Annotated in this window: 23 protein-coding genes; 3 read left to right on the forward strand and 20 right to left on the reverse strand. The window is 64.3% G+C overall.

What is annotated here, in order from left to right; translation table 11 throughout:
• Nucleotides 1–47: 47 nt before the first annotated feature.
• The 13 genes from CKW22_RS02690 to ccmA all read right to left on the reverse strand — a co-directional run bounded on the left by CKW22_RS02690 (nt 48) and on the right by ccmA (nt 10,077).
• Nucleotides 48–386, reverse strand: a complete 339-nt coding sequence (locus tag CKW22_RS02690; RefSeq protein WP_095063716.1) for an FKBP-type peptidyl-prolyl cis-trans isomerase — start codon at nt 384–386, stop codon at nt 48–50.
• Nucleotides 387–835: 449 nt separating this feature from the next.
• Nucleotides 836–1,624, reverse strand: coding sequence for a PhzF family phenazine biosynthesis protein (locus CKW22_RS02695; protein WP_033699419.1), 789 nt, complete (start codon nt 1,622–1,624; stop codon nt 836–838).
• Nucleotides 1,625–1,675: 51 nt separating this feature from the next.
• A complete protein-coding gene (locus tag CKW22_RS02700; RefSeq protein WP_033699420.1) occupies nt 1,676–2,614 on the reverse strand; it encodes a 2-hydroxyacid dehydrogenase in 939 nt (312 codons plus the stop codon).
• 108 nt (nt 2,615–2,722) lie between these two features.
• Nucleotides 2,723–3,142 carry a hypothetical protein gene (locus CKW22_RS02705; protein ID WP_033699422.1) on the reverse strand — a complete coding sequence of 140 codons (420 nt, stop codon included), beginning with the start codon at nt 3,140–3,142 and terminating at the stop codon, nt 2,723–2,725.
• A gap of 12 nt (nt 3,143–3,154) precedes the next feature.
• Nucleotides 3,155–4,345, reverse strand: a complete 1,191-nt coding sequence (gene ccmI, locus CKW22_RS02710) for a c-type cytochrome biogenesis protein CcmI (RefSeq protein ID WP_047583655.1) — start codon at nt 4,343–4,345, stop codon at nt 3,155–3,157.
• The gene (locus CKW22_RS02715) at nt 4,338–4,826 is read right to left on the reverse strand and encodes a cytochrome c-type biogenesis protein (RefSeq protein WP_033699425.1); all 489 of its coding nucleotides are present in this window, start codon (nt 4,824–4,826) and stop codon (nt 4,338–4,340) included. The genes ccmI and CKW22_RS02715 overlap by 8 nt, the downstream gene beginning before the upstream one ends.
• Nucleotides 4,823–5,359 carry a DsbE family thiol:disulfide interchange protein gene (locus CKW22_RS02720; RefSeq protein ID WP_095063717.1) on the reverse strand — a complete coding sequence of 179 codons (537 nt, stop codon included), beginning with the start codon at nt 5,357–5,359 and terminating at the stop codon, nt 4,823–4,825. Before CKW22_RS02720 ends, CKW22_RS02715 begins: the two co-directional genes overlap by 4 nt.
• Complete coding sequence (locus CKW22_RS02725) at nt 5,356–7,329, reverse strand: heme lyase CcmF/NrfE family subunit (protein WP_177326510.1); 1,974 nt, start codon at nt 7,327–7,329, stop codon at nt 5,356–5,358. Before CKW22_RS02725 ends, CKW22_RS02720 begins: the two co-directional genes overlap by 4 nt.
• 11 nt (nt 7,330–7,340) lie before the next feature.
• Complete coding sequence (ccmE, locus tag CKW22_RS02730) at nt 7,341–7,796, reverse strand: cytochrome c maturation protein CcmE (RefSeq protein WP_047583656.1); 456 nt, start codon at nt 7,794–7,796, stop codon at nt 7,341–7,343.
• A complete protein-coding gene (gene ccmD, locus CKW22_RS02735) occupies nt 7,793–7,969 on the reverse strand; it encodes a heme exporter protein CcmD (protein ID WP_033699430.1) in 177 nt (58 codons plus the stop codon). Before ccmD ends, ccmE begins: the two co-directional genes overlap by 4 nt.
• A complete protein-coding gene (locus CKW22_RS02740) occupies nt 7,966–8,733 on the reverse strand; it encodes a heme ABC transporter permease (protein ID WP_033699432.1) in 768 nt (255 codons plus the stop codon). Before CKW22_RS02740 ends, ccmD begins: the two co-directional genes overlap by 4 nt.
• Nucleotides 8,734–8,779: 46 nt before the next feature.
• Complete coding sequence (gene ccmB / locus CKW22_RS02745) at nt 8,780–9,448, reverse strand: heme exporter protein CcmB (RefSeq protein ID WP_027592998.1); 669 nt, start codon at nt 9,446–9,448, stop codon at nt 8,780–8,782.
• Entirely contained in the window at nt 9,445–10,077 is a 633-nt protein-coding gene (ccmA, locus tag CKW22_RS02750; RefSeq protein ID WP_033699433.1) for a cytochrome c biogenesis heme-transporting ATPase CcmA, read from the reverse strand. The genes ccmB and ccmA overlap by 4 nt, the downstream gene beginning before the upstream one ends.
• 132 nt (nt 10,078–10,209) lie before the next feature.
• Between ccmA and CKW22_RS02755 the strand changes: the two genes are divergently transcribed.
• From CKW22_RS02755 to CKW22_RS02765, 3 genes are all read left to right on the forward strand, one after another.
• Nucleotides 10,210–11,766, forward strand: coding sequence for a flagellar hook-length control protein FliK (locus tag CKW22_RS02755; protein WP_095063718.1), 1,557 nt, complete (start codon nt 10,210–10,212; stop codon nt 11,764–11,766).
• Complete coding sequence (locus CKW22_RS02760) at nt 11,763–12,107, forward strand: EscU/YscU/HrcU family type III secretion system export apparatus switch protein (protein ID WP_033699435.1); 345 nt, start codon at nt 11,763–11,765, stop codon at nt 12,105–12,107. Before CKW22_RS02755 ends, CKW22_RS02760 begins: the two co-directional genes overlap by 4 nt.
• Nucleotides 12,108–12,234: 127 nt before the next feature.
• Nucleotides 12,235–14,967, forward strand: coding sequence for a dermonecrotic toxin domain-containing protein (locus CKW22_RS02765; protein ID WP_095063719.1), 2,733 nt, complete (start codon nt 12,235–12,237; stop codon nt 14,965–14,967).
• A 33-nt stretch (nt 14,968–15,000) separates the two neighbouring features.
• On the opposite strand, the gene CKW22_RS02770 is transcribed toward CKW22_RS02765, so the two are convergent.
• From CKW22_RS02770 to CKW22_RS02800, 7 genes are all read right to left on the reverse strand, one after another.
• Nucleotides 15,001–15,396, reverse strand: coding sequence for a DUF2802 domain-containing protein (locus CKW22_RS02770; RefSeq protein ID WP_033699438.1), 396 nt, complete (start codon nt 15,394–15,396; stop codon nt 15,001–15,003).
• A 1-nt stretch (nt 15,397) separates the two neighbouring features.
• A complete protein-coding gene (locus tag CKW22_RS02775) occupies nt 15,398–15,877 on the reverse strand; it encodes a chemotaxis protein CheW (protein WP_003254393.1) in 480 nt (159 codons plus the stop codon).
• A gap of 42 nt (nt 15,878–15,919) precedes the next feature.
• Nucleotides 15,920–16,786 carry a CheW domain-containing protein gene (locus CKW22_RS02780; RefSeq protein ID WP_095063720.1) on the reverse strand — a complete coding sequence of 289 codons (867 nt, stop codon included), beginning with the start codon at nt 16,784–16,786 and terminating at the stop codon, nt 15,920–15,922.
• A complete protein-coding gene (locus CKW22_RS02785; protein WP_033699440.1) occupies nt 16,786–17,574 on the reverse strand; it encodes a ParA family protein in 789 nt (262 codons plus the stop codon). Before CKW22_RS02785 ends, CKW22_RS02780 begins: the two co-directional genes overlap by 1 nt.
• A 77-nt stretch (nt 17,575–17,651) precedes the next feature.
• Nucleotides 17,652–18,509: a flagellar motor protein MotD gene (gene motD / locus CKW22_RS02790; protein ID WP_033699441.1), complete on the reverse strand. Its 858-nt coding sequence runs from the start codon at nt 18,507–18,509 to the stop codon at nt 17,652–17,654.
• 3 nt (nt 18,510–18,512) lie between these two features.
• A complete protein-coding gene (locus tag CKW22_RS02795) occupies nt 18,513–19,253 on the reverse strand; it encodes a flagellar motor protein (RefSeq protein WP_033699443.1) in 741 nt (246 codons plus the stop codon).
• On the reverse strand, nt 19,253–20,374 hold the full coding sequence (locus tag CKW22_RS02800) for a chemotaxis response regulator protein-glutamate methylesterase (protein WP_033699445.1): 1,122 nt from the start codon (nt 20,372–20,374) through the stop codon (nt 19,253–19,255). Before CKW22_RS02800 ends, CKW22_RS02795 begins: the two co-directional genes overlap by 1 nt.
• Nucleotides 20,375–20,387: the final 13 nt, after the last annotated feature.

Consider the following 20,387-nt stretch of genomic DNA (forward strand, 5'->3'; position numbering starts at 1 on the left):
TGGTGTGCATGCCTTGAGGTTTGCACACCGAAAACCACATCAATCACTCAATCATCCCGCGTCAGCACTTCCAGCAGTTCGATCTCAAACGTCAGGTCCGAATGCGGCGGAATCGCCCCCACACTGCGCTCGCCATAGCCCAACTGCGCAGGCACCTGCAATTTGCGCTTGCCGCCAACGCGCATGCCCATCAGGCCTTGGTCCCACCCTTTGATCACCCGACCGGTACCGATCACGCACTGGAAGGGCTTGCCGCGCGACCAGGACGAATCGAACTCGCTGCCGTCGGCCAACCAGCCGGTGTACTGAGTGGTGATCAGGGCGCCTTTGACGGCGGCCTTGCCGTCGCCTACGACGAGGTCGATGATCTGCAGTTCGCTGCTCATGGCATGCTCCAACGCTGAAAAATCAAAGCCGCCCTTTTCTCAGGAATGCACAGGTTTGGCAAGCGCAGTCGGTGTTTCATGCTGGCGCATTGACCGCAGATTCGCCCGAGAGACAATGACTGGGGATGGCTTTGGGGTTTATAGGTGCATGTCTGGGGTTTTGCAGCGCCTATGAAATCGAGCGCCGCCCGCGCGGCGCATCGCGACGCAAGGCCGCTCCTACATCTGTTTCGGGCCAGTGAGGCCTGTGCCATTGGCGCGCGACCGCCTTGTTTGTACGACGCGATATCGAGGTGGGCACCAAGAGGCCGCGCGCCATTACCCCAGGAATAACTGGCCCGAAACACATGTAGGAGCGGCCTTGCGTCGCGATGCGCCGCGCGGGCGGCGCTCGATTTCATAGGCGCTGCAAACCCCAAGGCCTACACCTTTAAACCCACACACCCAACTCAGATAAACACACTCCCCCGCAGGTACAACGCCCCCCGCCCGCTAATGATCACCCGGCCATTGCCCGGCACTTCGCAACACAGCTGCCCCTTGCGCGCCCCACCCTGCTCACAGCTCAAAACACCCTTGCCCAACCGTTCGGCCCACAACGGCGCCAGCGAGGTATGCGCCGACCCCGTGACCGGGTCCTCATTCACACCAACCCGCGGACCAAACCAACGGGTGACAAAATCATACCCGCGGCCCGGCGCAGTCACGGCGATACCGCGCACAGCAAAAGCCGACAGCGCAACGAAGTCCGGCTTCAGCGGGTCAAGCAGCGAGGCGTCATCGATCACCACCACATAGTCGTCGGACTGGTACACCGCCCGCGCACCGCTCAAGCCCAGCGCCTCCAGCAAGCCTGCCGGCACCTCCACCGCCACCGGCTGCTTGGCCGGAAAATCCATCGCCAAAAGCCCATCAACACCTCGGCTGACGCGCAATTCGCCACTGCGGGTATTGAAACGCAGCACTGGCGCCTGTTCACCCAACTGCTCGAACAGCACATACGCCGAGGCCAGGGTGGCATGGCCACACAGGTCGACTTCGACCGTCGGGGTGAACCAACGCAGGTCGTAACCCTCGCCGTTGCGCACGAAATAGGCGGTTTCGGACAAGTTGTTCTCTTCGGCGATACGTTGCAGCACATCGTCTGGCAACCAGCTTTCCAGCGGGATCACCGCCGCCGGGTTGCCACCGAAGGGTTCAGCGGAAAACGCATCGACCTGGAAGATCTCGAGTTGCATGCACACACTCCTTGTTGGCCGGGCCGCTGCCGGGCACCTGAATGAAAAGGGTCAGTCGCGTACCGGGGTCAGCACCGGCTCGCCGGCGAAGAACGCCTGCAGATTGCCCAGCACCAACATCACCGTGTCCCGCGCAGCCTCTGGCGACTGGCCAGCCACGTGCGGGGTCAATACGGTGTTGCCGAGGGCCTTGAGGGCATCGGGCACCTCGGGTTCGTCATCGAACACGTCCAGCGCAGCGCCGGCAAGCTGCCCGCCCGCCAGCGCCACCACCAGGGCCTGGGTGTCCACCACGCTGGCACGGGCGATATTCACCAGGTAACCCTCGGCCCCCAGGGCTTCAAGCACCGCAGCATCGACCAGATGACGAGTAGTGGCGCCGCCAGGCGTGGCCACCACCAGGATGTCGACGGCATCGGCCAGGTGCAGCGGGCTGTCGTACCAGGTGTAAGGCACGCTCTGACGAGGGGTGCGGCTGTGGTAGCTGATGCTCATGTCGAAGCCGAGGTTGGCACGTTTGGCGATCGCCAGCCCCACTGCGCCCAGGCCGAGAATGCCCAGGCGCTTGCCGCTCACCGACGGGCTGATTACCCGGTTCCACTCGCCGCGGCGGGTACTGGCGTCGGCACGGGGAATGTCGCGCAGCAGCGCCAGCAGCATGGCCAGGGTATGGTCGGCGACTGCGCTGGCATTGGCCCCGGCGCCGTTGGTGACGGTAATACCACGGGCGGCGGCGGCGGCCAGGTCGACCTGCTCGTAGCCGGCCCCGATCACGCAGATGATCTGCAATGCGGGCAGCGCATCGATCTCTGCGGCAGTCAGGCCCAGCGGGCCACGGGTGAGCACAGCATCGATTTCATGGGCGTGGCGCTGGATGGCATCGGCACGCAGTTGCGGCGAGGGGGCGCGAATCAGCCGATAACCCGCCTGTTCCAGCAAGGGCAGGTAATCGTCGACGGTTTCTACCAACACCAGGACTGTCTTGCTCATGCCACCTCCGCGTCTGATCGAAGGGGCATTATGCGGAGTCAGCGGTCGGTACAGTCAATCGGTAATTGAGCAGGCAACTGTACTGTACCGGGAGGGCATCTCTGATGCCTATTGGGCGAAGGCACGCCCGAGGCCACCTGGCACACCGCTGCTGTCGGTGCCCTGCCATGGGCCATCCGGGCTCAGCGACCAGCTCCAGCCGCCGTCGTAGCGGTAATAGGTGCGCTGGCGATAGAAGGTGTTGGGCTTTTTCTCCAGCACGTATACGCCCAGTTTCGGGTCCCAGTGGCTGGCACCCCCTGGCGGCGGGGCGAAGCTGGCAGAGGTGCGTGGCATCGGCTTGGGGGTGGCCGCAGGTTTGCTTGGCGAGGTCGAAGGCTGCCCGCCCGGCAGCGGCTTGACCACCGGCCCCTGGTGCGGCGGCACCCGCTCGATCGGCGGCGCCGGCTGCTCGTAAGGCTCATGCACCGTACACGCGGACAAACCCAGGGCAAGGGTGATCAGGGTCAGGCGGACGGTGCTGTGCATGGCAATGCTCTCTTACGGGTCAGGGCTGTCGATGGTGAGGTGCTGCGTGGCCTGGGTGGCAGTGGCCAATGGCGAACCCTGGCCGATCCACTCGCCGTGGGTCGGTTGGCCGGCACGCGAGACACGGGCAACCAGTTGGACTTCGGTAAAGTCCGACAGTTTCATCTGCGGCATCATCGCGTCGGCATCGGACAACTCCACCTCGATCGGCAACTGCGCCACGGTCACCCGCTTGGCCGCCAGCGGCATCGGCGGGCCGTTACTGGCACGGGCGAAGATGAACACCGTGTCGTCAGGCTTGACCTTGTCCTTGAGCGCCGCAGCCAGCTCCACCCGCACCGTCAGGCGGGCAACCACCGGCGCCACGGCCGGGCCAGGCTCACTTCCCAGGCGCTCGGCAGCACGGTCGATACCCCCCTGCAAGGCGGCACGCGATGCATCGCCTTCGGGCAGTTGCGCCAGCAGGCGCTTCCAGTAGTCGATGGCTTCCTGGTAGCGCTCCCCCTCGAACGCGGCAATACCGCGCAGCCCCAGGCTGGTCACTTCGTTGGGGTCGGCCTTGAGGGCTTCGTCGGTCAGTGCCTGCAGCTGCGGGTTCCATTGCTTGTCGGCAGCGAAGTACTGCGCCTGGGCCCACTGCCCGAGCAACTCGGGCTGGCGCCCGGCCAAGGCCACCGCACGCTCGAACGTACGCGCCGCATCGGCGGGACGCTGCTCGGCCATGTAGGCACGGCCCAGGAAATACAGGGCCTCGGCCGAATCTGGCTGGGCCTTCACGACCCGTTCAAGGCGTGTGGTCATCTCCTCCATGGTCTTCGGCGCCTGGGCAAACTCCTGGGTCAGCTCAACCTTGTCGGCCGCGCCAAAATGCAGGTACAGCCCCAATGCCATCAGTGGCACCAGCACCGCCGCCAACAGCGGCAGGGTTTTGCCCAGATGGCCCTGGCGTGGGGGCTCGCTGCCTTCGGTGTCGGCCAGCAGCTCGCGGGCCGCCTCGTCACGGCCCTTGGCCAGTTGCGCCTCGTCGAGCACGCCAGCGGCCTGCTGGGCCGCCAGTTCGGCAACGCGTTCCTGGTACAGGGCAACGTTCAGGGCGGTGCGGTCTTCCTCTTGCTGACGGCGACGGCCACGCAGGATCGGGATCAGCAGAAAGCTGAGGGCAGCGAGCAGCAGGAGGCCCGCGCTAAGCCAGAATTCAATCATGGGTCTGTTCTTTTTCCAGCAGTTTGGCGAGACGCTCGCGTTCTTCGACGGACAGCTCATTGGCACCGTGGGCCACCGTGGCGCGGCGGCGACGCACAATCACCGCCAGCACCACGAAGCCGCCGGCCAGCAAGACCCCCGGGCCGAACCACAACAGCCAGGTACGCGCGCTGAGCGCCGGCTTGTACCGCACGAAATCGCCGTAGCGGTCGACCATGAAGTCGACGATCTGCGCGTTGTTCTTGCCTTCGCCCAGCATGCGGAAGATCTCGCGGCGCAGGTCGGCGGCAATAGGCGCGTTGGAATCGGCAATGTCCTGGTTCTGGCACTTGGGGCAGCGCAGTTCCTTGGTCAGTTGCTGGTAACGCTCACGTTCGGCGTCGTCGCGGAACTGGTAGGTATCGATGGCCGCCCTGGCCACACCGGCCAGGCCCAGGCCAAGGGCCAACCCCAGCACCACGGCTGCCAGCCCCCGCCTCATGGCTTGGCCTCATCGACCAGGCCCTGGTACAGCGGCGCCAGCTGTTCGCGCCAGACGCTGGCATCGACGATACCCACGTGCTTGTAGCGGATGATGCCCTTGGCGTCGATCAGGAAGGTTTCCGGCGCGCCGTACACGCCCAGGTCCAGGCCCAGGGTGCCCTGCTCGTCGCGGATGTCCAGCTGGTACGGGTTGTGGTATTCGGCCAACCACTTCAACGCGGCACCATTGTCGTCCTTGTAGTTGACCCCATGAATCACCACGCCTTGCTCGGCCAGCTGGTTCAGGTACGGGTGCTCGACCTTGCACGACGGGCACCAGGTGCCCCACACATTGACCAACGCCGGGCGGCCCAGCAGGTCGGCCTGGGTCAGGTTGCGGTCGCCCTGCACCGAGGCCAGGGCAAATGCCGGGAAGGGCTTGCCGATCATCGCCGAGGGCAGCTCGTCGGGCTTGAGGAACAGCCCCTTGTAGAGGAAAACCGCCACCAGCAGAAACACCGCCAGTGGCACCACCATGATCCAACGCTTCATGCAGCTGCTCCAGACACGCCCAGGACATCACGCACCCGGGTCTTGACCTTGACGCGGTAACGCCGGTCGAGGGCCGCCAGCAACCCGCCCAGGCCGGTCAGCAGACCGCCCAGCCAGATCCAGCGGACGTATGGCTTGATATGCACGCGCACCGCCCAGGCACCGTTTTCCAGCGGCTCGCCCAGGGCGACGTACAGGTCGCGGGTGAAACCTGCGTCGATGCCGGCTTCGGTCATCATCGACTGCTGCACGGTGTACAGCCGCTTCTCGGGGTGCAGCGTGGTCACTTCACGGCCATCGCGGGACACCACCACGGTGCCTTTGTCGGAGATGAAGTTCGGCCCCTCGAAGTGCTTGGCGCCCTGGAACAGGAAGTGATAACCACCCAGCTCGACACTTTCGCCCGGCGCCATGCGCAGGTCGCGCTCGGCACTGTTGTTGCTCGACAGCACCACGCCCAGTGCGCACACTGCCAGGCCAAAGTGCGCCAGCTGCATGCCCCAGTAGCTGCGGGTGAGGCCGCGCATGCCCCTGGCCAGGCCCTTGTGACGGGTTTTTTCGAGCACATCACGCAGCCCGCTGAGCACCACCCAGGCCGCGAGGGCAAAGGCGGTCAGCGTAGGCCAGTCGAAGTCGTCGACGATAAAACCGGCGACCGGGGCCAGTACCGCACTGCCGATCAGCACCGGGGTCATCATGTTCGCCAGCCACTTGCCGGGGGTGTCCTTCCAGCGCACCACCACACCGAAGCCGAGCACGACCATCAACAGTGCCATCAGCGGCAGGAACAACGCATCGAAGTACGGCGGGCCGACCGACAGCTTGGCCCCGGTCAGGGCATCGAGCACCAGCGGGTACAGGGTGCCGAGCAGAATCATCGACGCCGCCACCACCAGCACCAGGTTGTTGGCCAGCAACAGCGTCTCGCGCGACCACAGGGCAAAGCCGACCTGGCTCTTGACCACCGGCGCGCGCAGGGCGAACAGGGTCAGCGAGCCGCCCACCACAAACAGCAGGAAGATAAGGATGAACACGCCGCGTGACGGGTCGGCGGCGAACGCGTGCACCGAGGTCAGCACCCCGGAACGCACCAGGAAGGTGCCCAACAGGCTCAACGAGAAGGCTGCGATAGCCAGCAGTACGGTCCAGCTCTTGAACACCCCGCGTTTCTCGGTCACCGCCAGCGAGTGGATCAATGCCGTGCCCACCAGCCAAGGCATGAACGAGGCGTTTTCCACCGGGTCCCAGAACCACCAGCCACCCCAGCCCAGCTCGTAGTAAGCCCACCATGAGCCCAGGGTGATGCCCACACCGAGGAAGGCCCAGGCGACGATGGTCCACGGCCGCGACCAGCGCGCCCAGGCCGCATCAAGGCGCCCGCCGAGCAAGGCGGCGATGGCGAAGGCGAAGGCCACCGAAAAACCGACATAGCCCATGTACAGCATCGGCGGGTGGACGATCAGGCCGATGTCCTGCAGCAGCGGATTGAGGTCACGACCGTCGGTCGGCACTTGCGGCAGCAGGCGCTGGAAGGGGTTGGAGGTGATGATCAGGAAGCTCAGGAAGCCCACGCTGATCATGCCCATCACCGCCAGCACACGGGCCAGCATCACTTGCGGCAGCTGGCGCGAGAACACCGACACGGCGAAGGTCCAGCCCCCCAGGATCAACGCCCAGAGCAGCAGCGAGCCCTCGTGCGCGCCCCACACGGCACTGAACTTGAAGTACCAGGGCAAGGCGCTGTTGGAGTTGCTGGCCACATAGGCGACCGAGAAGTTGTCGGTCATGAAGGCATGGGTGAGGCAGGCGAAGGCAAAGCTGAGGAAGGCAAATTGCCCCCAGGCCGCCGGCCGCGCCAGGCTCATCCACAGGCTGTCACCGCGCCACGCGCCGAGCAGCGGCACGCTGGCCTGCACGGCGGCAAAACAGATGGCCAGGATCATCGCCAACTGGCCGAGTTCGGGAATCACCAGCGCCGCGTTCATGGCTTGGCCTCCGCGCCCGCGGCGGCCTGGCCGCTTTCCTTCAGGGCCTTGGTAACCTCGGGCGGCATGTACTTCTCGTCGTGCTTGGCCAGCACTTCATCGGCCACCACCACACCTTCACCATTGAGCTTGCCCAGGGCAACGATGCCCTGCCCTTCACGGAACAGGTCGGGGAGGATGCCGCGGTAGGTGATCGGCACCGACTTGTTGAAGTCAGTGACCACGAAGCGCACGTCGAGCGAGTCAGCCGAGCGCTGCACCGAACCTTTTTCGACCATGCCGCCAGCCCGAATACGGGTATCCAGGGGGGCTTCGCCATTGGCGATCTGAGTCGGCGTGTAGAACAGGTTGATGTTCTGCTGCAATGCGCTCAGGGCAAAGCCGACGGCAACCCCGACACCGACCAGCAGGCCGGCGATGAGCAAAAGGCGTTTCTTGCGCTGCGGATTCACTGGTTGTTCTCCCGGCGCAAGCGGCGCGCCTCATCTTGCAGGTAGCGACGGCGGGCCAGCAGTGGGGTGGCGACGTTCAGCGCCAATACCGCCAGGCAAATGCCATAGGCCGTCCACACGTACAGGCCGTGGTGGCCCATGGCGAGGAAATCACCGAACGAGGCGAAACTCATTGCGCGGCCCTCCGCCCCAGGCTGTTCAACACTTCCTCCTTGACCCAACTGGCGCGTGCCTCGCGCTTGAGCACCTCAAGGCGCATGCGCAACAACAGCACCACGCCGAAGAAGCAGTAGAAGCCCAGTGCCGTGCACAGCAGCGGCAGCCACATCTCGGCGGGCATCGCAGGCTTTTCGGTGAGGGTGAAGGTGGCGCCCTGGTGGAGGGTGTTCCACCACTCCACCGAGTACTTGATGATCGGTATGTTGATCACCCCGACGATGGCCAGCACCGCGCAGGCCTTGGCCGCGCTGTCACGATTACTGATTGCCTGGCCCAGCGCAATAATGCCGAAGTACAAGAACAGCAAGATCAGCATCGACGTCAGTCGCGCATCCCACACCCACCAGCTACCCCAGGTCGGCTTGCCCCAGATGGCGCCGGTGACCAGCGCCACGGCGGTCATCCAGGCGCCGATGGGCGCGGCGCATTGCAGGGCGACGTCGGCCAGTTTCATCTTCCACACCAGCCCCACCACCCCGGCCACCGCCAGCAGCACGTAGCACGATTGCGCCAGCATCGCCGCCGGTACATGGATGTAGATGATGCGGAAACTATTGCCCTGTTGGTAATCCTGGGGCGCGAACGCCAGGCCCCAGGTGACGCCCACCAGCAACAGCACGATGGCGCAGACCGTCAGCCATGGCAGCATGCGGCCGCTGATGGCATAGAACCATTTGGGAGAACCGAGTTTGTGGAACCACGTCCAACTCATTTTCATCAGGGTACATCCAGGGTATTAGCCGGGCTTGAGAGCCCAGGACTCGTTATTCGCCGACGCTGATCTTCAGGCCGGCCGCTATCGCAAAGGGTGCCAGTGTCACCGCCAGGGCCGTGAGGCTGGCAAGCCAGAGCAGGTGGCCAGTGGCGGGCATATTCTGCAACGCCGCCTGCAACGCACCACTGCCCAGGATCAATACAGGGATATACAACGGCAGAATCAGCAACGCCAGCAGCAACCCACCACGTTTGAGACCGACCGTCAGCGCCGCACCCACTGCACCCAACAGGCTCAGTACCGGCGTACCCAGCAGCAAGGAGGCGAGCAGCACCGGCAGGCAATGGCTCGGCAACCCCAGCATCAGCGCCAGCAGTGGCGCCAACAATACCAGCGCCAGGCCGGAAAAGATCCAGTGCGCCAGCACCTTGGCCAGCACCAGCAACGCCAGTGGATGCGGCGACAGCACCCATTGCTCCAGCGAGCCATCCTCGAAATCGCTGCGGAACAGGCCGTCCAGCGATAACAGCACGGCCAGCAAGGCCGCGACCCACACCAGGCCAGGTGACAAGGTTTGCAACAATTGGCTTTCAGGGCCGACTGCCAGCGGGAACAGGGCAACGACGATGGCGAAGAACACCAGCGGGTTGGCCAGTTCTGCGGGGCGGCGGAACAACAGACGCGCTTCGCGGCGCAGCAACAGGATGAATACGCTCATGCTGCCCATTGCCCCAGGTTCAGTTCACGGTAGCCCGACGGCTTGCGTTCAAGGCTGTGGTGGGTGGTCAGCACCACCGTGCCACCCTGCTCGCAATGCGCCGCCAAGTGCGCTTCTAGCTGCGCCACACCTTGCTTGTCGAGGGCGGTGAACGGTTCGTCGAGAATCCACAAGGGCGGGCTGTCCAGGTACAGCCGGGCCAGGGCTACACGGCGCTGCTGGCCGGCCGACAAGGTATGGCACGGCACGTCTTCGAAGCCGCTCAGGCCGACTGCCGCCAGCGCCGCCCAGATGCGCTCGGCGCTGGCGGGCTGGTGCAGGGCACAGAGCCAGGTGAGGTTCTCCTCGGCAGTGAGCAGGTCTTTGATGCCCGCAGCGTGGCCGATCCACAGCAGGATGCTGGCCAAGGCATGGCGCTGCTCGGCCAACGGCTTGCCGCCCAGCAGGATCTGCCCGGCGGTCGGCTGCATCAACCCAGCCAACAGGCGCAGCAAGCTGGTCTTGCCGCTGCCGTTGGGGCCGCTGATCTGCAGCATGTCGCCGGGCCGCAGCTCGAAATCGAGCTGCTCGAACAGCAGGCGCCAGTCGCGCTCGCAGGCCAGGCCTGCGGCTTGGAGATGAAGGGTCACGGTTTCGCCTTATCCAGTTTACGGCTCAAGTCGCCCCCCTCGCTGCCGTTATACTGGCAGTGGCGGGCGGGCGGCATTATTACATGCACGGCCTCGCTGCCAAGAGGCGGGTTCGACAGGTTGTATACAATCATGACTGAAATCAATAGTCTCGGCGCACAAACCGCGATCAGCGCCCAGGCCATCAAGGCGGGCATGACCGGCGAACTGCTGCGCCTGACCCAAGCACAGCCCGGCTTGCTCGCCCCTGGCGAAACGGCGCAAGCCGAGGTCGTGTCGCTACGCCAGCTGGGCCGGGAGTTCCAGGTCGTGCTGCGGCTGATCCAGGCCAACGGCGCCCAGACCCAATTGCAGGCCAGCGCCAGCCAGCCGTTACCCCCCGGTAGCCAAGTCACCGTCAGCCAGACCGAGGGCAATCGCCTGGCGATCATGCTGCAACAGGCCAGCGCCAGCAACATCGCCACCCTCACCCGCCTGGACACGGCCAAGGTGCCGGTCGGTACCCTGCTGCAAGGCAAGGTCCTGACCAACCAGCCCATCCTACAAGCGCCGGGCCAGACAGCCGGTTACCGGGCACTGGTGAGCCTGCTCAACAGCGCGCAGGCCGGTGCCACCCTGACCATCGACAGCCCGCGCCCGCTGCCCGTAGGCAGCCTGCTCAGCGCGCGGGTGCAAGGCGACCAGTCGCTGCAATTCGTGCCGCTCAGCGGCCGGCAAGACCAGCTCAGCATCGCCCAGCAACTGCTCACCCAGCAAAATCGCCAGGCCTCGTTAACCGGCCTGCTCAGTGCATTGCAGCGGGTCGCCCGCGACCCCGGCGCCGACGGTAGCCTGCGCAGCAGTGCCGAGCGTTTGCTGGCCGGGCTGCCGGACGTGCGCCAGCTCGGCGATGCCAAAGCCGTCGCCCAGGCCCTGAGCAACAGCGGTACCTTCCTCGAAGCGAAGCTGCTGGGTGGCTTCCCCGCCAGCGTGGCCACTGATCTCAAGGCCCACCTGCTCAGGTTGATCACCCAGGCCTCGGTCACCGCGCCCGGTGCACCGGCCCTGATGCCAAGCACCTTGGCCCTGACCCTGCCGGCCCTCGCCCGTGGCGCCCTGGGCATGCTCGACCGGGTCAGCCCGAAACCACAGCCAGGGGCGTTTCCGCTGCCTTCGCGGCTACTCAAGGCCATGGAAGACGAAGGCGACCTGCAACAGTTGCTGCGCCTGGCCGCGGCGGCCGTTTCACGCCTGCAGAGCCATGCCATGAGCAGCCTGCAGCAGAGCGGCAACCTTGAAAACGGCAACCTGCAGACCACTTGGCAGACTGAAGTGCCGATCCGCCATGGCCAGGAGTTCATCCCGCTGCAGGTCAAGCTGCAACGCGAAGAAACGCCGCAACAGCAAGCTGACCGCCAGCACCAAGAGCATGACCCGCTACAAGCGCTGTGGCGTATCGAGTTGGCCTTCGACCTCGCTCCGCTTGGCCCTTTGCAAGTGCAGGCACAACTGAGCCAGGGCCGCCTGAACGGGCAACTGTGGGCAGAACAGGAACAGACCGCGCGGCTGATCGACAGCCAGCTCGGCACCCTGCGCGAGCGCCTGCTGGCCAGGGGCCTGGACGTCGGCGACCTGGAATGCCACCCCGGCACCCCACCCCAAGGCCCCCGCACGCGGGTCGAACAACGCTGGGTGGACGAAAACGCATGAGTGGCAAAACACCGCGCCAGGCCATTGCCCTGAGCTACGACGGCCAACAGGCCCCCACGCTCAGCGCCAAGGGCGACGATGCCCTGGCCGAAGCCATTCTTGAACTTGCCCGCCAACACGAGGTGCCGATCTACGAAAACGCCGAGCTGGTAAGCCTGCTGGCACGGCTGGAGCTGGGCGAGCAGATACCCGAGGCGCTGTACCTGACCATTGCCGAAATCATTGCCTTTGCCTGGCAGTTGCGCGGCAAGGTGCCCGTTGGGTTCAGCGACGTACCGGCCGGCGAACGGGACATCACCCCCAACCCCGCTCGCCTGCCGTTTGGCAACAGCATCGAGTAACGCAGCAGCAGCTACCACCACCTGCCAGGCGAGGTGCCAGCCTCGCTACGCCAGCCATAGCACTATGTAGCCCCCACACGCACAACCCATCGCCATCCTGCGCTTCTCATTCCCCCAGGAACACAGCATGCACCCCATCCCCCTTTCCAACCTCAGCCTGGTGCGTCAGGCACTGCAGGACTTCCCTCGCCCCGATACCCTGGCCGTGGAACTGCTGAGCGGTTGGCTGCGCCAACACGGCATCACCGATTCGCCACTACTGATCGATGTGGTGACCCTTCACTACCAGGCTGCGCCTCGCGCCGACAGCCACACTGGCGCTGCGGACAATGCCGTCATTACCCAAAGAATGAACCTGGTCGAGGCATTGCTGGCCAACTGGCAAGGTGAAACCGCAGCCGGTTATGGCGGTTTCCATTACGGCAACTGGGCAGGGCTGCCACCGGCTGGTCAAGTGATATTGGTCGACCGCCTGGTACCGCTGAGTATGTTGTCCAATGCCGCGCCCTACCTTGTCTTCAACGGCCTCTACCGACGCACCCAACCCAGCCGCTACGCACCGGACAACTGCCTGCCGATTCGCGCCGAGAATTTCCAGAGCTTTCTGTGGAACCTGCATTTTCACAACAGTTTCAAGGCCCGCCTGGATACCTATTGGGACAAGCGACAAGGGCACTATCAGCGCGCCCTGAAGATTGCCTTCATCGCCGCCTGCAACAAGCAGGTGTTGCTCAACAGCCTGTCCGGGCCTGGCCGCCAACTGCTGTGGGAGGCGGCGCAGTTGATCGCCCGCAGCAACGCGCGGTTAAGCATGCTCAATATCTACGGCTACATTTCCACTAGCATCGTGCAGATCCGTCACGCCAGCCAGCCGTTGGTAGTGCTGTACTTGCCTGGCAATGCTTCGCCTTTCCATGAGTTCGCCGACTCTTCGGCAATGAAGCGCTGGCTGGCCAGGCAATGCCAGGACGTCGCCAAACGCGATGCACTGATGGCCTGTTTCGCCCGTACCGACTGGCCGGACGGCCTCGAATTCAGCGGCCTGCGCACCGCACTGGCAGGCCTGGGCCTTTACCCCAAAGCGCACCGCCTGAGCCATGACCATCCAGGCTTTGCCACCAGTGGTTTCTGGGACCCGCAATACATTATCGATTTTCGCCCCGACAAGTACGACAGCACCCTGGAGGGCGACCTGTTCACCCACCTGACCTTGCTGCAAAAGCGCCGTGCCTACGCCGATGCCGATAGCCAGATCACCAGCAACCATGCCGTCAACAAGGCCAAATGGGCCAACTACCTGAGCCTTGCCACCAACCTGCTGCTACCCCTGATGGTGGTACTGCCCGAACTGGCCCCGCTGCTGGTAGCTGGCGGCCTGGCGCAGTTCAGCCTGGGCCTGGATGCCACCATCAATGGCAAGACCCTCGAGGCAAAGGCACAAGGCGTGACAGACCAGGTGTTCGGCCTGTTCAATGCCCTACCCACCGGCACTGGCCAGGCGGTCAGGTACGCCGAGGTATTTCGCACGACCCGCCCAGGCTTCTTCCGTTCCCAACTGTTGGACACCTTGCTCAATGCCCGCGTCGGTGCGGCACCGCTGCTGGAGCAAACGGCACTGGAGCCCGCTGAACTGGCGTTCCGCGAGCCGTCGGTACTGGCGTCGACCCATGCAGCCGTGGTGACCACGATCGAGGAAAACCTTCGGCACCGTTTCGCCGCCTGGCTCAGCACCCGACAAGGCCTGGTCAACGAATGGGTTCAATACGAATTCGCCACCAACTGCTTCATCCGCACCCGGGATGCAAAGTTGATCAGCCCGCCGCGCTGGGCGCTGGGCACCGAAGGCGACCCTGCTTTGGTGCTGTCATCAAGCCAGAGCAGGGCCACACCCACCCACCCCCAGCGCATGGCCACGCTGCGCGCCTTGGGCATCAATATCGAGCTGCCGATCGACTACGAGCCTTACAACGGCCTGCAGCGCATGCCGCTGCCCAAGGTAGTCAGCAGTATCTGGGTGGGCGACCAGCCCTTGCAGGGCGAATACCTCGAGGCGCTGGTGCATAACGCACAGGTGATACGCAGCAGCGGCTATCGCTTCCAGATCCTGCTGTCGCGGCAAAACAACGCAGCCTACCTGCACAATCTGAAAACCCTGCGCGCGCGGAGTGAAAGCGCCCTGCTCATGCCCCTCGAAGACCAAGAGTTTTACCAGAATTTCACCCTGTCGCCCTACTACCCACAGTATCGCGCCGCCCTTGACGGCAACCAGGGTCAGGGGCGCAACTTTGCCTCGGCCTGCGACATCCTGCGCTACCGACTGCTCGAACACTACGGTGGCCTGTACCTGGATGCCGATGACCGCTTGCTGGCGGCGAGCGGCGCGGATGGCACCGCGCCGCTGGCCAGGCTCCAACTCAAGACCACAAGGGATGGCCTGCTGTTGTCACCGCCTGTTTCCAACGACCAGTTGGGCATGTACATCCAGTTCAACAGCAGCATGATCGGCAGCCACCCAGGCAATCCAAACCTGAGTGCCATCTCGGACGAAATCCTTCGCCGCTACCAGCTGGTGCCCGACTTCTATGCCAGCCGGCCGGACGCGCGCCTGGCGCCGCTACCTTTCCAGGCCTATGCAAGGCGGCTCAACCTGTTGACCGGCCCAGGCGTGCTCAACCATGTAATCGACGAGCGCCTGCCCTGGCTCAAGCAACTGCGCGAGCTCTGCACCCTGATGGTATCGCCGCTGTACGACCTCCATGCGACCCTGGAGTTGAGCGAGCTTCATCGGGTCATCCGTGACCATGTACCGCTGGATCAGGTAGCCGAGATGGGCCACGCCCACAGTTGGCAAGGCCCGTAAACTGGCCAATCACCGGGGCAGTGCAGCGCCGTACTACTCGCTGCGGTGCAGCTTGCTCATCAACTCCGCCTCGGCCCGGGTCAGGCCGCAGGTTTCGGTCAGCTCCGACACACTTGCGCCCATGCCGACCAGCTTGGCCGCCTGGCTGAAGGTGACGCTGCTGGGGTCGCGCTGCTCCAGGCGTTCCAGCCGGTCAGGCAGGGTGGCCAGGGTTTCGCGCAAGTCATGGATGGCCTCACCCATGCGCACCGTACCGTTCTGGTAGTCGTCCAGGCGCTTGCTCAGGTCTTTGATGCGTTGATCGCGCAGAGCATCGCCCTCGGCCTGTTGCGCGGCCAGCTCGCGCTGGCGCTTGCTGTGGTTGAGGAACATCCACAAGCTGAGCGCCCACAGCAGCGCCAGGAAGATGACAGCAACCTCGAAGATCAACTCAGATGTTCTCAAGCTCGGACCACTCTTCCTCGGTCATCATCTTGTCCAGCTCGACCAGTATCAGCAGTTCGCCGTTCTTGTTGCACACGCCCTGGATGAACTTGGCCGACTCTTCGTTACCCACGTTCGGCGCCGTCTCGATCTCGGACTGACGCAGGTAGACCACCTCGGCGACGCTATCGACCAGGATGCCGACCACTTGCTTGTCCGCCTCGATGATGACGATACGGGTGTTGTCGGTCACCTCGGTCGGCATCAGGCCAAAACGCTGGCGGGTGTCGATCACTGTCACCACATTGCCGCGCAGGTTGATGATGCCCAGCACATAGCTCGGTGCGCCCGGTACCGGGGCGATCTCGGTGTAGCGCAGCACTTCCTGCACCTGCATGACATTGATCCCGTAGGACTCGTTGTCCAGACGGAAGGTTACCCACTGCAGAATCGGATCTTCGGAACCTTGTGCAGACGACTTTTTCATTCCCCTACCCCTTAAAGTCCGCCATAGGCGGTGTGTGCGGTGTCATTTGTGTTTGGCGTGCATCTGCTTGACCGCGCCACTGGCGATTAGCTCGGCCAGTTCGGCGACGTCGAGCAGGGCACACATGTGTTCGATCACCGTGCCGGCCAGCCACGGGCGTTGGCCACGCTGGCTGCGCCACTTGATCTCGGACGGGTCCAGGCGCAATGAGCGGCTGACCTGGTGCACGGCCAGCCCCCATTCGTAGCCCTGCACGGAAATCACATACTGCAGGCCCTGGCGGAAGTCGTCACGGTAGCGGTCGGGCATCACCCAGCGCGCGGTGTCGAGGACTTTGAGGTTGCCGGCCTGGCAGGTCAGGATGCCGAGAAACCAGTCAGGTTGGCCGAACAGCGGCGTCAGTTCCTGGCCGGCCAGGTTGTAAATCGAGCCCAGGCATACCAAGGGCACCGCCAGGGTCAAGCCGGCGACATCGAACAGCAGGCACTCGAACGGCTCCGCCGCCCAGGCCGGGCGGCCGTCGATGCTTGCCAGGGGCACCGGCAGGTTCGGCGCGGGCAGGTGCACATCCACCAACGGCACTGCCGGTTCCACGCTCTGTTCTTCGGTCAGGACCGGGATGCTGGCCTCGGCCAGCACTTCGCTCTCGACTACCGTGACCACCGGTTCTTCCACCGGCAGCACGCTGGGCAACACCTTCAGCCGCGGCTCGGCAAAGGGCCGCTGCGCGACAGCGGCGGGCTGCGCTGGCTGGCGTGCTTCAGGTGCCTGTTCCACGCGCACCGCATCGGCGACGTCTGCCGCCGGCTCGATCAGATCGTCGGCCTCAGTGGCCTCCTGCAACAGGCCATCGAGGTAGGATTGCAGGGCCATCTGCGGCCGCGTGCCGGTTTGCCGAGTCTGGGTCATCAGGCCACCTGCACTGCGTTTTTGTAAGTGAGCAAGTGCTTGAGCAGCGCCCGGTAGGCAATCAGGCCACGGCTCTTGCCATCGAACTGCGACGGCGTGACGCCCTTGCGGCTGGCATCGCGCAAGCGGGTATCGACCGGGATGTAACCCTGCCAGACATTCTGCTCATAGGTGTCGCGCAACAGTTTGAGCGTGCCCAGGGAAGCCTGAGTACGGCGGTCGAACAGGGTCGGCACGATCTGGTAAGGCAAGGCCTGTTTACGCGAACGGTTGACCATGGCCAAGGTCCCAACCATGCGCTCCAGGCCTTTCACCGCCAGGAACTCGGTCTGTACCGGTATCACCAGCTGCTGGCTCGCGGCCAGGGCATTGACCATCAGCACGCCAAGCAAGGGTGGGCTGTCGATCAAGGCGAAGTCGAAGTCCTGCCACAGCTGCGCCAGACTCTTGGCGATCACCAGGCCCAGGCCGTTCTTGCCCGGCGACTGGCGCTCCAGCACCGCCAGCGCGGTGCTCGAAGGCAGCAGCGAGATACGCTCATCACTGGTCGGCAACAGCAACTGCCCAGGCAAACCCTCGGGCACGCTGCCCTGGTGCAGGAACAGGTCATAGCAGCTGTGCTCCAGCGCATCGGGGTTGTGCCCGAAGTAACTGGTCATCGAACCGTGCGGGTCGAGGTCGACGACGACCACGCGCTTGCCCGCCTCAGCCAGCAGCCCAGCCAGGGCGATGGTCGTGGTGGTCTTGCCGACGCCACCTTTTTGATTGGCTACTGCCCAGACTCTCATCGTTCGTTGCTTCCTCCCGGTGTGGCCGCCTGCCCTGCCGGGAACGGTATGGTATTCGGTGACGGAGAATTGACGAGTTACTGCCCCGCCGCCATTGCTGGCGTAGCCGGTGCACTTTGTGTGCCAGCCCGGCGCAACGCGGCATCTGGCGTGGCATTGGCGCTGCCAGAGCCGGTCAGGCTGCGGCGCACTTCGAGGTTACGGGAAATCACCAGTACCACGCGGCGGTTGCGGGCACGGCCTTCGGCACTGTCGTTGCTGGCGACCGGCTGGTACTCGCCATAGCCCACCGATGCCATGCGCGCCGGGTTCACCCCTTCCATGGCCAGCAAGCGGACGATGCTGGCCGCCCGTGCCGACGACAACTCCCAGTTGGTCGGGTACTGCGCGGTGCGAATCGGCAGGTTGTCGGTAAAACCTTCGACATGCACCGGGTTGGCGAACGGCTTGAGGATGTTCGCCACCTTCTCGATGATCGCGAAGGCCTTGTCGCTAGGCATGGCATCGCCGCTGCCGAACAGCAGCGAGGAGTTGAGCTCGATTTCGATCCACAGCTCATTGCCGCGTACGGTCATCTGGTCGGTCTTGATCAGGTCGCCAAAGGCGTCGCGCACATCGTCACTGATGGTCTTCAGCGGGTCGACATTGGTTTGCGCAAGACCCGCCTCGGTCTGCTCGCTTTCCCTCACCAAAGGCTCGGCCGGGCGCACGCTCAGGGGTTGCTCATCCCCGACCGGGATCGGCTTCATGCTCCGTTCAGGGTCGTTGAACACCCCGATCAAGGCCTGCGAGATGACCTTGTACTTGCCCTCGTTGATCGAGGAAATCGAATACATGACCACGAAAAACGCGAACAGCAAGGTGATGAAGTCGGCGTACGACACCAGCCAGCGTTCGTGATTCTCGTGTTCCTCGGTATGACGACGGCGACGCATGGGTTACTCCATGAAGCCTTGCAGCTTCAGTTCGATCGAGCGCGGGTTCTCACCCTCGGCAATCGACAACAGGCCTTCGAGCAGCATCTCGCGGTAGCGCGACTGGCGCATGACGATGGCCTTCAGCTTGTTGGCGATCGGCAACAGGATCAGGTTGGCGCTGGCCACACCGTAGATGGTGGCGACGAACGCCACGGCGATGCCGTTACCCAACTGCGACGGGTCGGCCAGGTTGCCCATGACATGGATCAGGCCCATGACCGCACCGATGATGCCGATGGTTGGCGCATAGCCGCCCATGCTCTCGAACACCTTGGCAGCCTGGATATCACGGCCCTCCTGGGTCAGGAAGTCGACTTCAAGGATGCTGCGGATGGCTTCTGGCTCGGCGCCGTCGACCAGCAGTTGCAAGCCCTTGCGCGCATACGGGTCGGGCTCGGCATCGGCCACCCCTTCCAGGCCCAGCAGGCCTTCCTTGCGCGCCGTCAGGCTCCAGCTGACCACCCGATCGATACCACCGGCCAAGTCGACGCGGGGCGGAAAGAGGATCCAGCGCAGGATCTGCAAGGCCCGCTTGAAAGCCGGCAATGGCGACTGCAGCAAGGCCGCCGCCAAGGTACCGCCCAACACGATCAAACCCGCCGGGCCGTTGATCAGCGCGCCGACATGCCCGCCTTCGAGGAAGTTGCCGCCGACAATCGCGACGAACGCCAGAATCAGGCCAATCAGGCTTAGCACATCCATCAGACGCAGGCCTCGACCAGGTGCTTGCCGATCTCGTCCAGGCTGTACACCGCGTCGGCCAGGTTAGCCTTGACGATGGCCATGGGCATGCCATAGATCACGCAGCTGGCTTCATCCTGGGCCCACACGGTACTGCCACCCTGCTTGAGCAGGCGCGCGCCTTCACGACCATCGGCGCCCATGCCGGTCAGCACCACCGACAGCACCTTGTCGCCGTACGACTTGGCCGCCGAGCCGAAAGTGATGTCCACGCACGGCTTGTAGTTCAGGCGCTCGTCGCCGGGCAGGATCTTCACCGTGCCGCGGCCATCGATCATCATCTGCTTGCCACCTGGGGCCAGCAGCGCCAGGCCTGGGCGCAGCACGTCACCGTCCTCGGCTTCCTTCACGCTGATCTTGCACAGCTTGTCCAGGCGCTCGGCAAAGGCCTTGGTAAAGGCCGCCGGCATGTGCTGGATCAGCACGATCGGCGCCGGGAAGTTGGCAGGCAGTTGCGTCAGTACCCGCTGCAGCGCCACCGGGCCACCCGTGGAGGTACCGATGGCCACCAGTTTGTAGGGTTTGCGCTTGGGTGCCGGGGCATGTGCCGCTGGCGCTGCCGCCGCGCGCACCGGCGCGGCAGTGCGCACCGGTGCGGGGCTGGCGAAGCTGCTGGTTGGCGCAGCGCTGCTCGCGGCGGCCGGTGCGGCGGCTGGCGCGGGGCTGTAGCTGCCGAAACGGCGGTTGCTGCGCGACAGGGTGTGCACCTTCTCGCACAGCAGTTGCTTGACCTTCTCCGGGTTGCGCGAGATGTCCTCGAAGTTCTTCGGCAGGTAATCCACCGCACCGGCATCCAGTGCGTCCAGGGTCACCCGGGCACCTTCGTGGGTCAGCGAAGAGAACATCAGTACCGGCGTCGGGCAGCGCTGCATGATGTGCCGCACCGCCGTGATGCCATCCATCATGGGCATCTCGTAGTCCATGGTGATGACATCGGGCTTGAGCGCCAGCGCCTGGTCGATTGCTTCCTTGCCATTGGTCGCGGTACCCACTACCTGGATCGTCGGGTCCGCCGAGAGGATTTCCGAGACGCGGCGGCGGAAGAAACCGGAATCATCCACCACCAGGACCTTGACTGCCATAAACACTCCATTA

This window comes from Pseudomonas sp. Irchel s3f19, assembly GCF_900187555.1.
GTDB classification, from domain to species: Bacteria; Pseudomonadota; Gammaproteobacteria; order Pseudomonadales; family Pseudomonadaceae; genus Aquipseudomonas; species Aquipseudomonas capeferrum.

Coding starts and splice junctions, on each gene's coding strand:
- CKW22_RS02755 (WP_095063718.1), top strand. CDS start 10,210: ATGACTGAAATCAATAGTCTCGGCGCACAAACCGCGATCAGCGCCCAG.
- CKW22_RS02705 (WP_033699422.1), bottom strand. CDS start 3,142: ATGCACAGCACCGTCCGCCTGACCCTGATCACCCTTGCCCTGGGTTTG.
- motD (WP_033699441.1), bottom strand. CDS start 18,509: ATGCGTCGCCGTCGTCATACCGAGGAACACGAGAATCACGAACGCTGG.
- CKW22_RS02775 (WP_003254393.1), bottom strand. CDS start 15,877: ATGAAAAAGTCGTCTGCACAAGGTTCCGAAGATCCGATTCTGCAGTGG.
- CKW22_RS02795 (WP_033699443.1), bottom strand. CDS start 19,253: ATGGATGTGCTAAGCCTGATTGGCCTGATTCTGGCGTTCGTCGCGATT.
- ccmI (WP_047583655.1), bottom strand. CDS start 4,345: ATGATTGAATTCTGGCTTAGCGCGGGCCTCCTGCTGCTCGCTGCCCTC.
- CKW22_RS02695 (WP_033699419.1), bottom strand. CDS start 1,624: ATGCAACTCGAGATCTTCCAGGTCGATGCGTTTTCCGCTGAACCCTTC.
- CKW22_RS02760 (WP_033699435.1), top strand. CDS start 11,763: ATGAGTGGCAAAACACCGCGCCAGGCCATTGCCCTGAGCTACGACGGC.
- ccmD (WP_033699430.1), bottom strand. CDS start 7,969: ATGAGTTTCGCCTCGTTCGGTGATTTCCTCGCCATGGGCCACCACGGC.
- CKW22_RS02785 (WP_033699440.1), bottom strand. CDS start 17,574: ATGAGAGTCTGGGCAGTAGCCAATCAAAAAGGTGGCGTCGGCAAGACC.
- CKW22_RS02700 (WP_033699420.1), bottom strand. CDS start 2,614: ATGAGCAAGACAGTCCTGGTGTTGGTAGAAACCGTCGACGATTACCTG.
- ccmB (WP_027592998.1), bottom strand. CDS start 9,448: ATGAGCGTATTCATCCTGTTGCTGCGCCGCGAAGCGCGTCTGTTGTTC.
- CKW22_RS02765 (WP_095063719.1), top strand. CDS start 12,235: ATGCACCCCATCCCCCTTTCCAACCTCAGCCTGGTGCGTCAGGCACTG.
- CKW22_RS02740 (WP_033699432.1), bottom strand. CDS start 8,733: ATGAAAATGAGTTGGACGTGGTTCCACAAACTCGGTTCTCCCAAATGG.
- CKW22_RS02780 (WP_095063720.1), bottom strand. CDS start 16,786: ATGACCCAGACTCGGCAAACCGGCACGCGGCCGCAGATGGCCCTGCAA.
- CKW22_RS02800 (WP_033699445.1), bottom strand. CDS start 20,374: ATGGCAGTCAAGGTCCTGGTGGTGGATGATTCCGGTTTCTTCCGCCGC.
- CKW22_RS02690 (WP_095063716.1), bottom strand. CDS start 386: ATGAGCAGCGAACTGCAGATCATCGACCTCGTCGTAGGCGACGGCAAG.
- CKW22_RS02720 (WP_095063717.1), bottom strand. CDS start 5,359: ATGAAGCGTTGGATCATGGTGGTGCCACTGGCGGTGTTTCTGCTGGTG.
- CKW22_RS02715 (WP_033699425.1), bottom strand. CDS start 4,826: ATGAGGCGGGGGCTGGCAGCCGTGGTGCTGGGGTTGGCCCTTGGCCTG.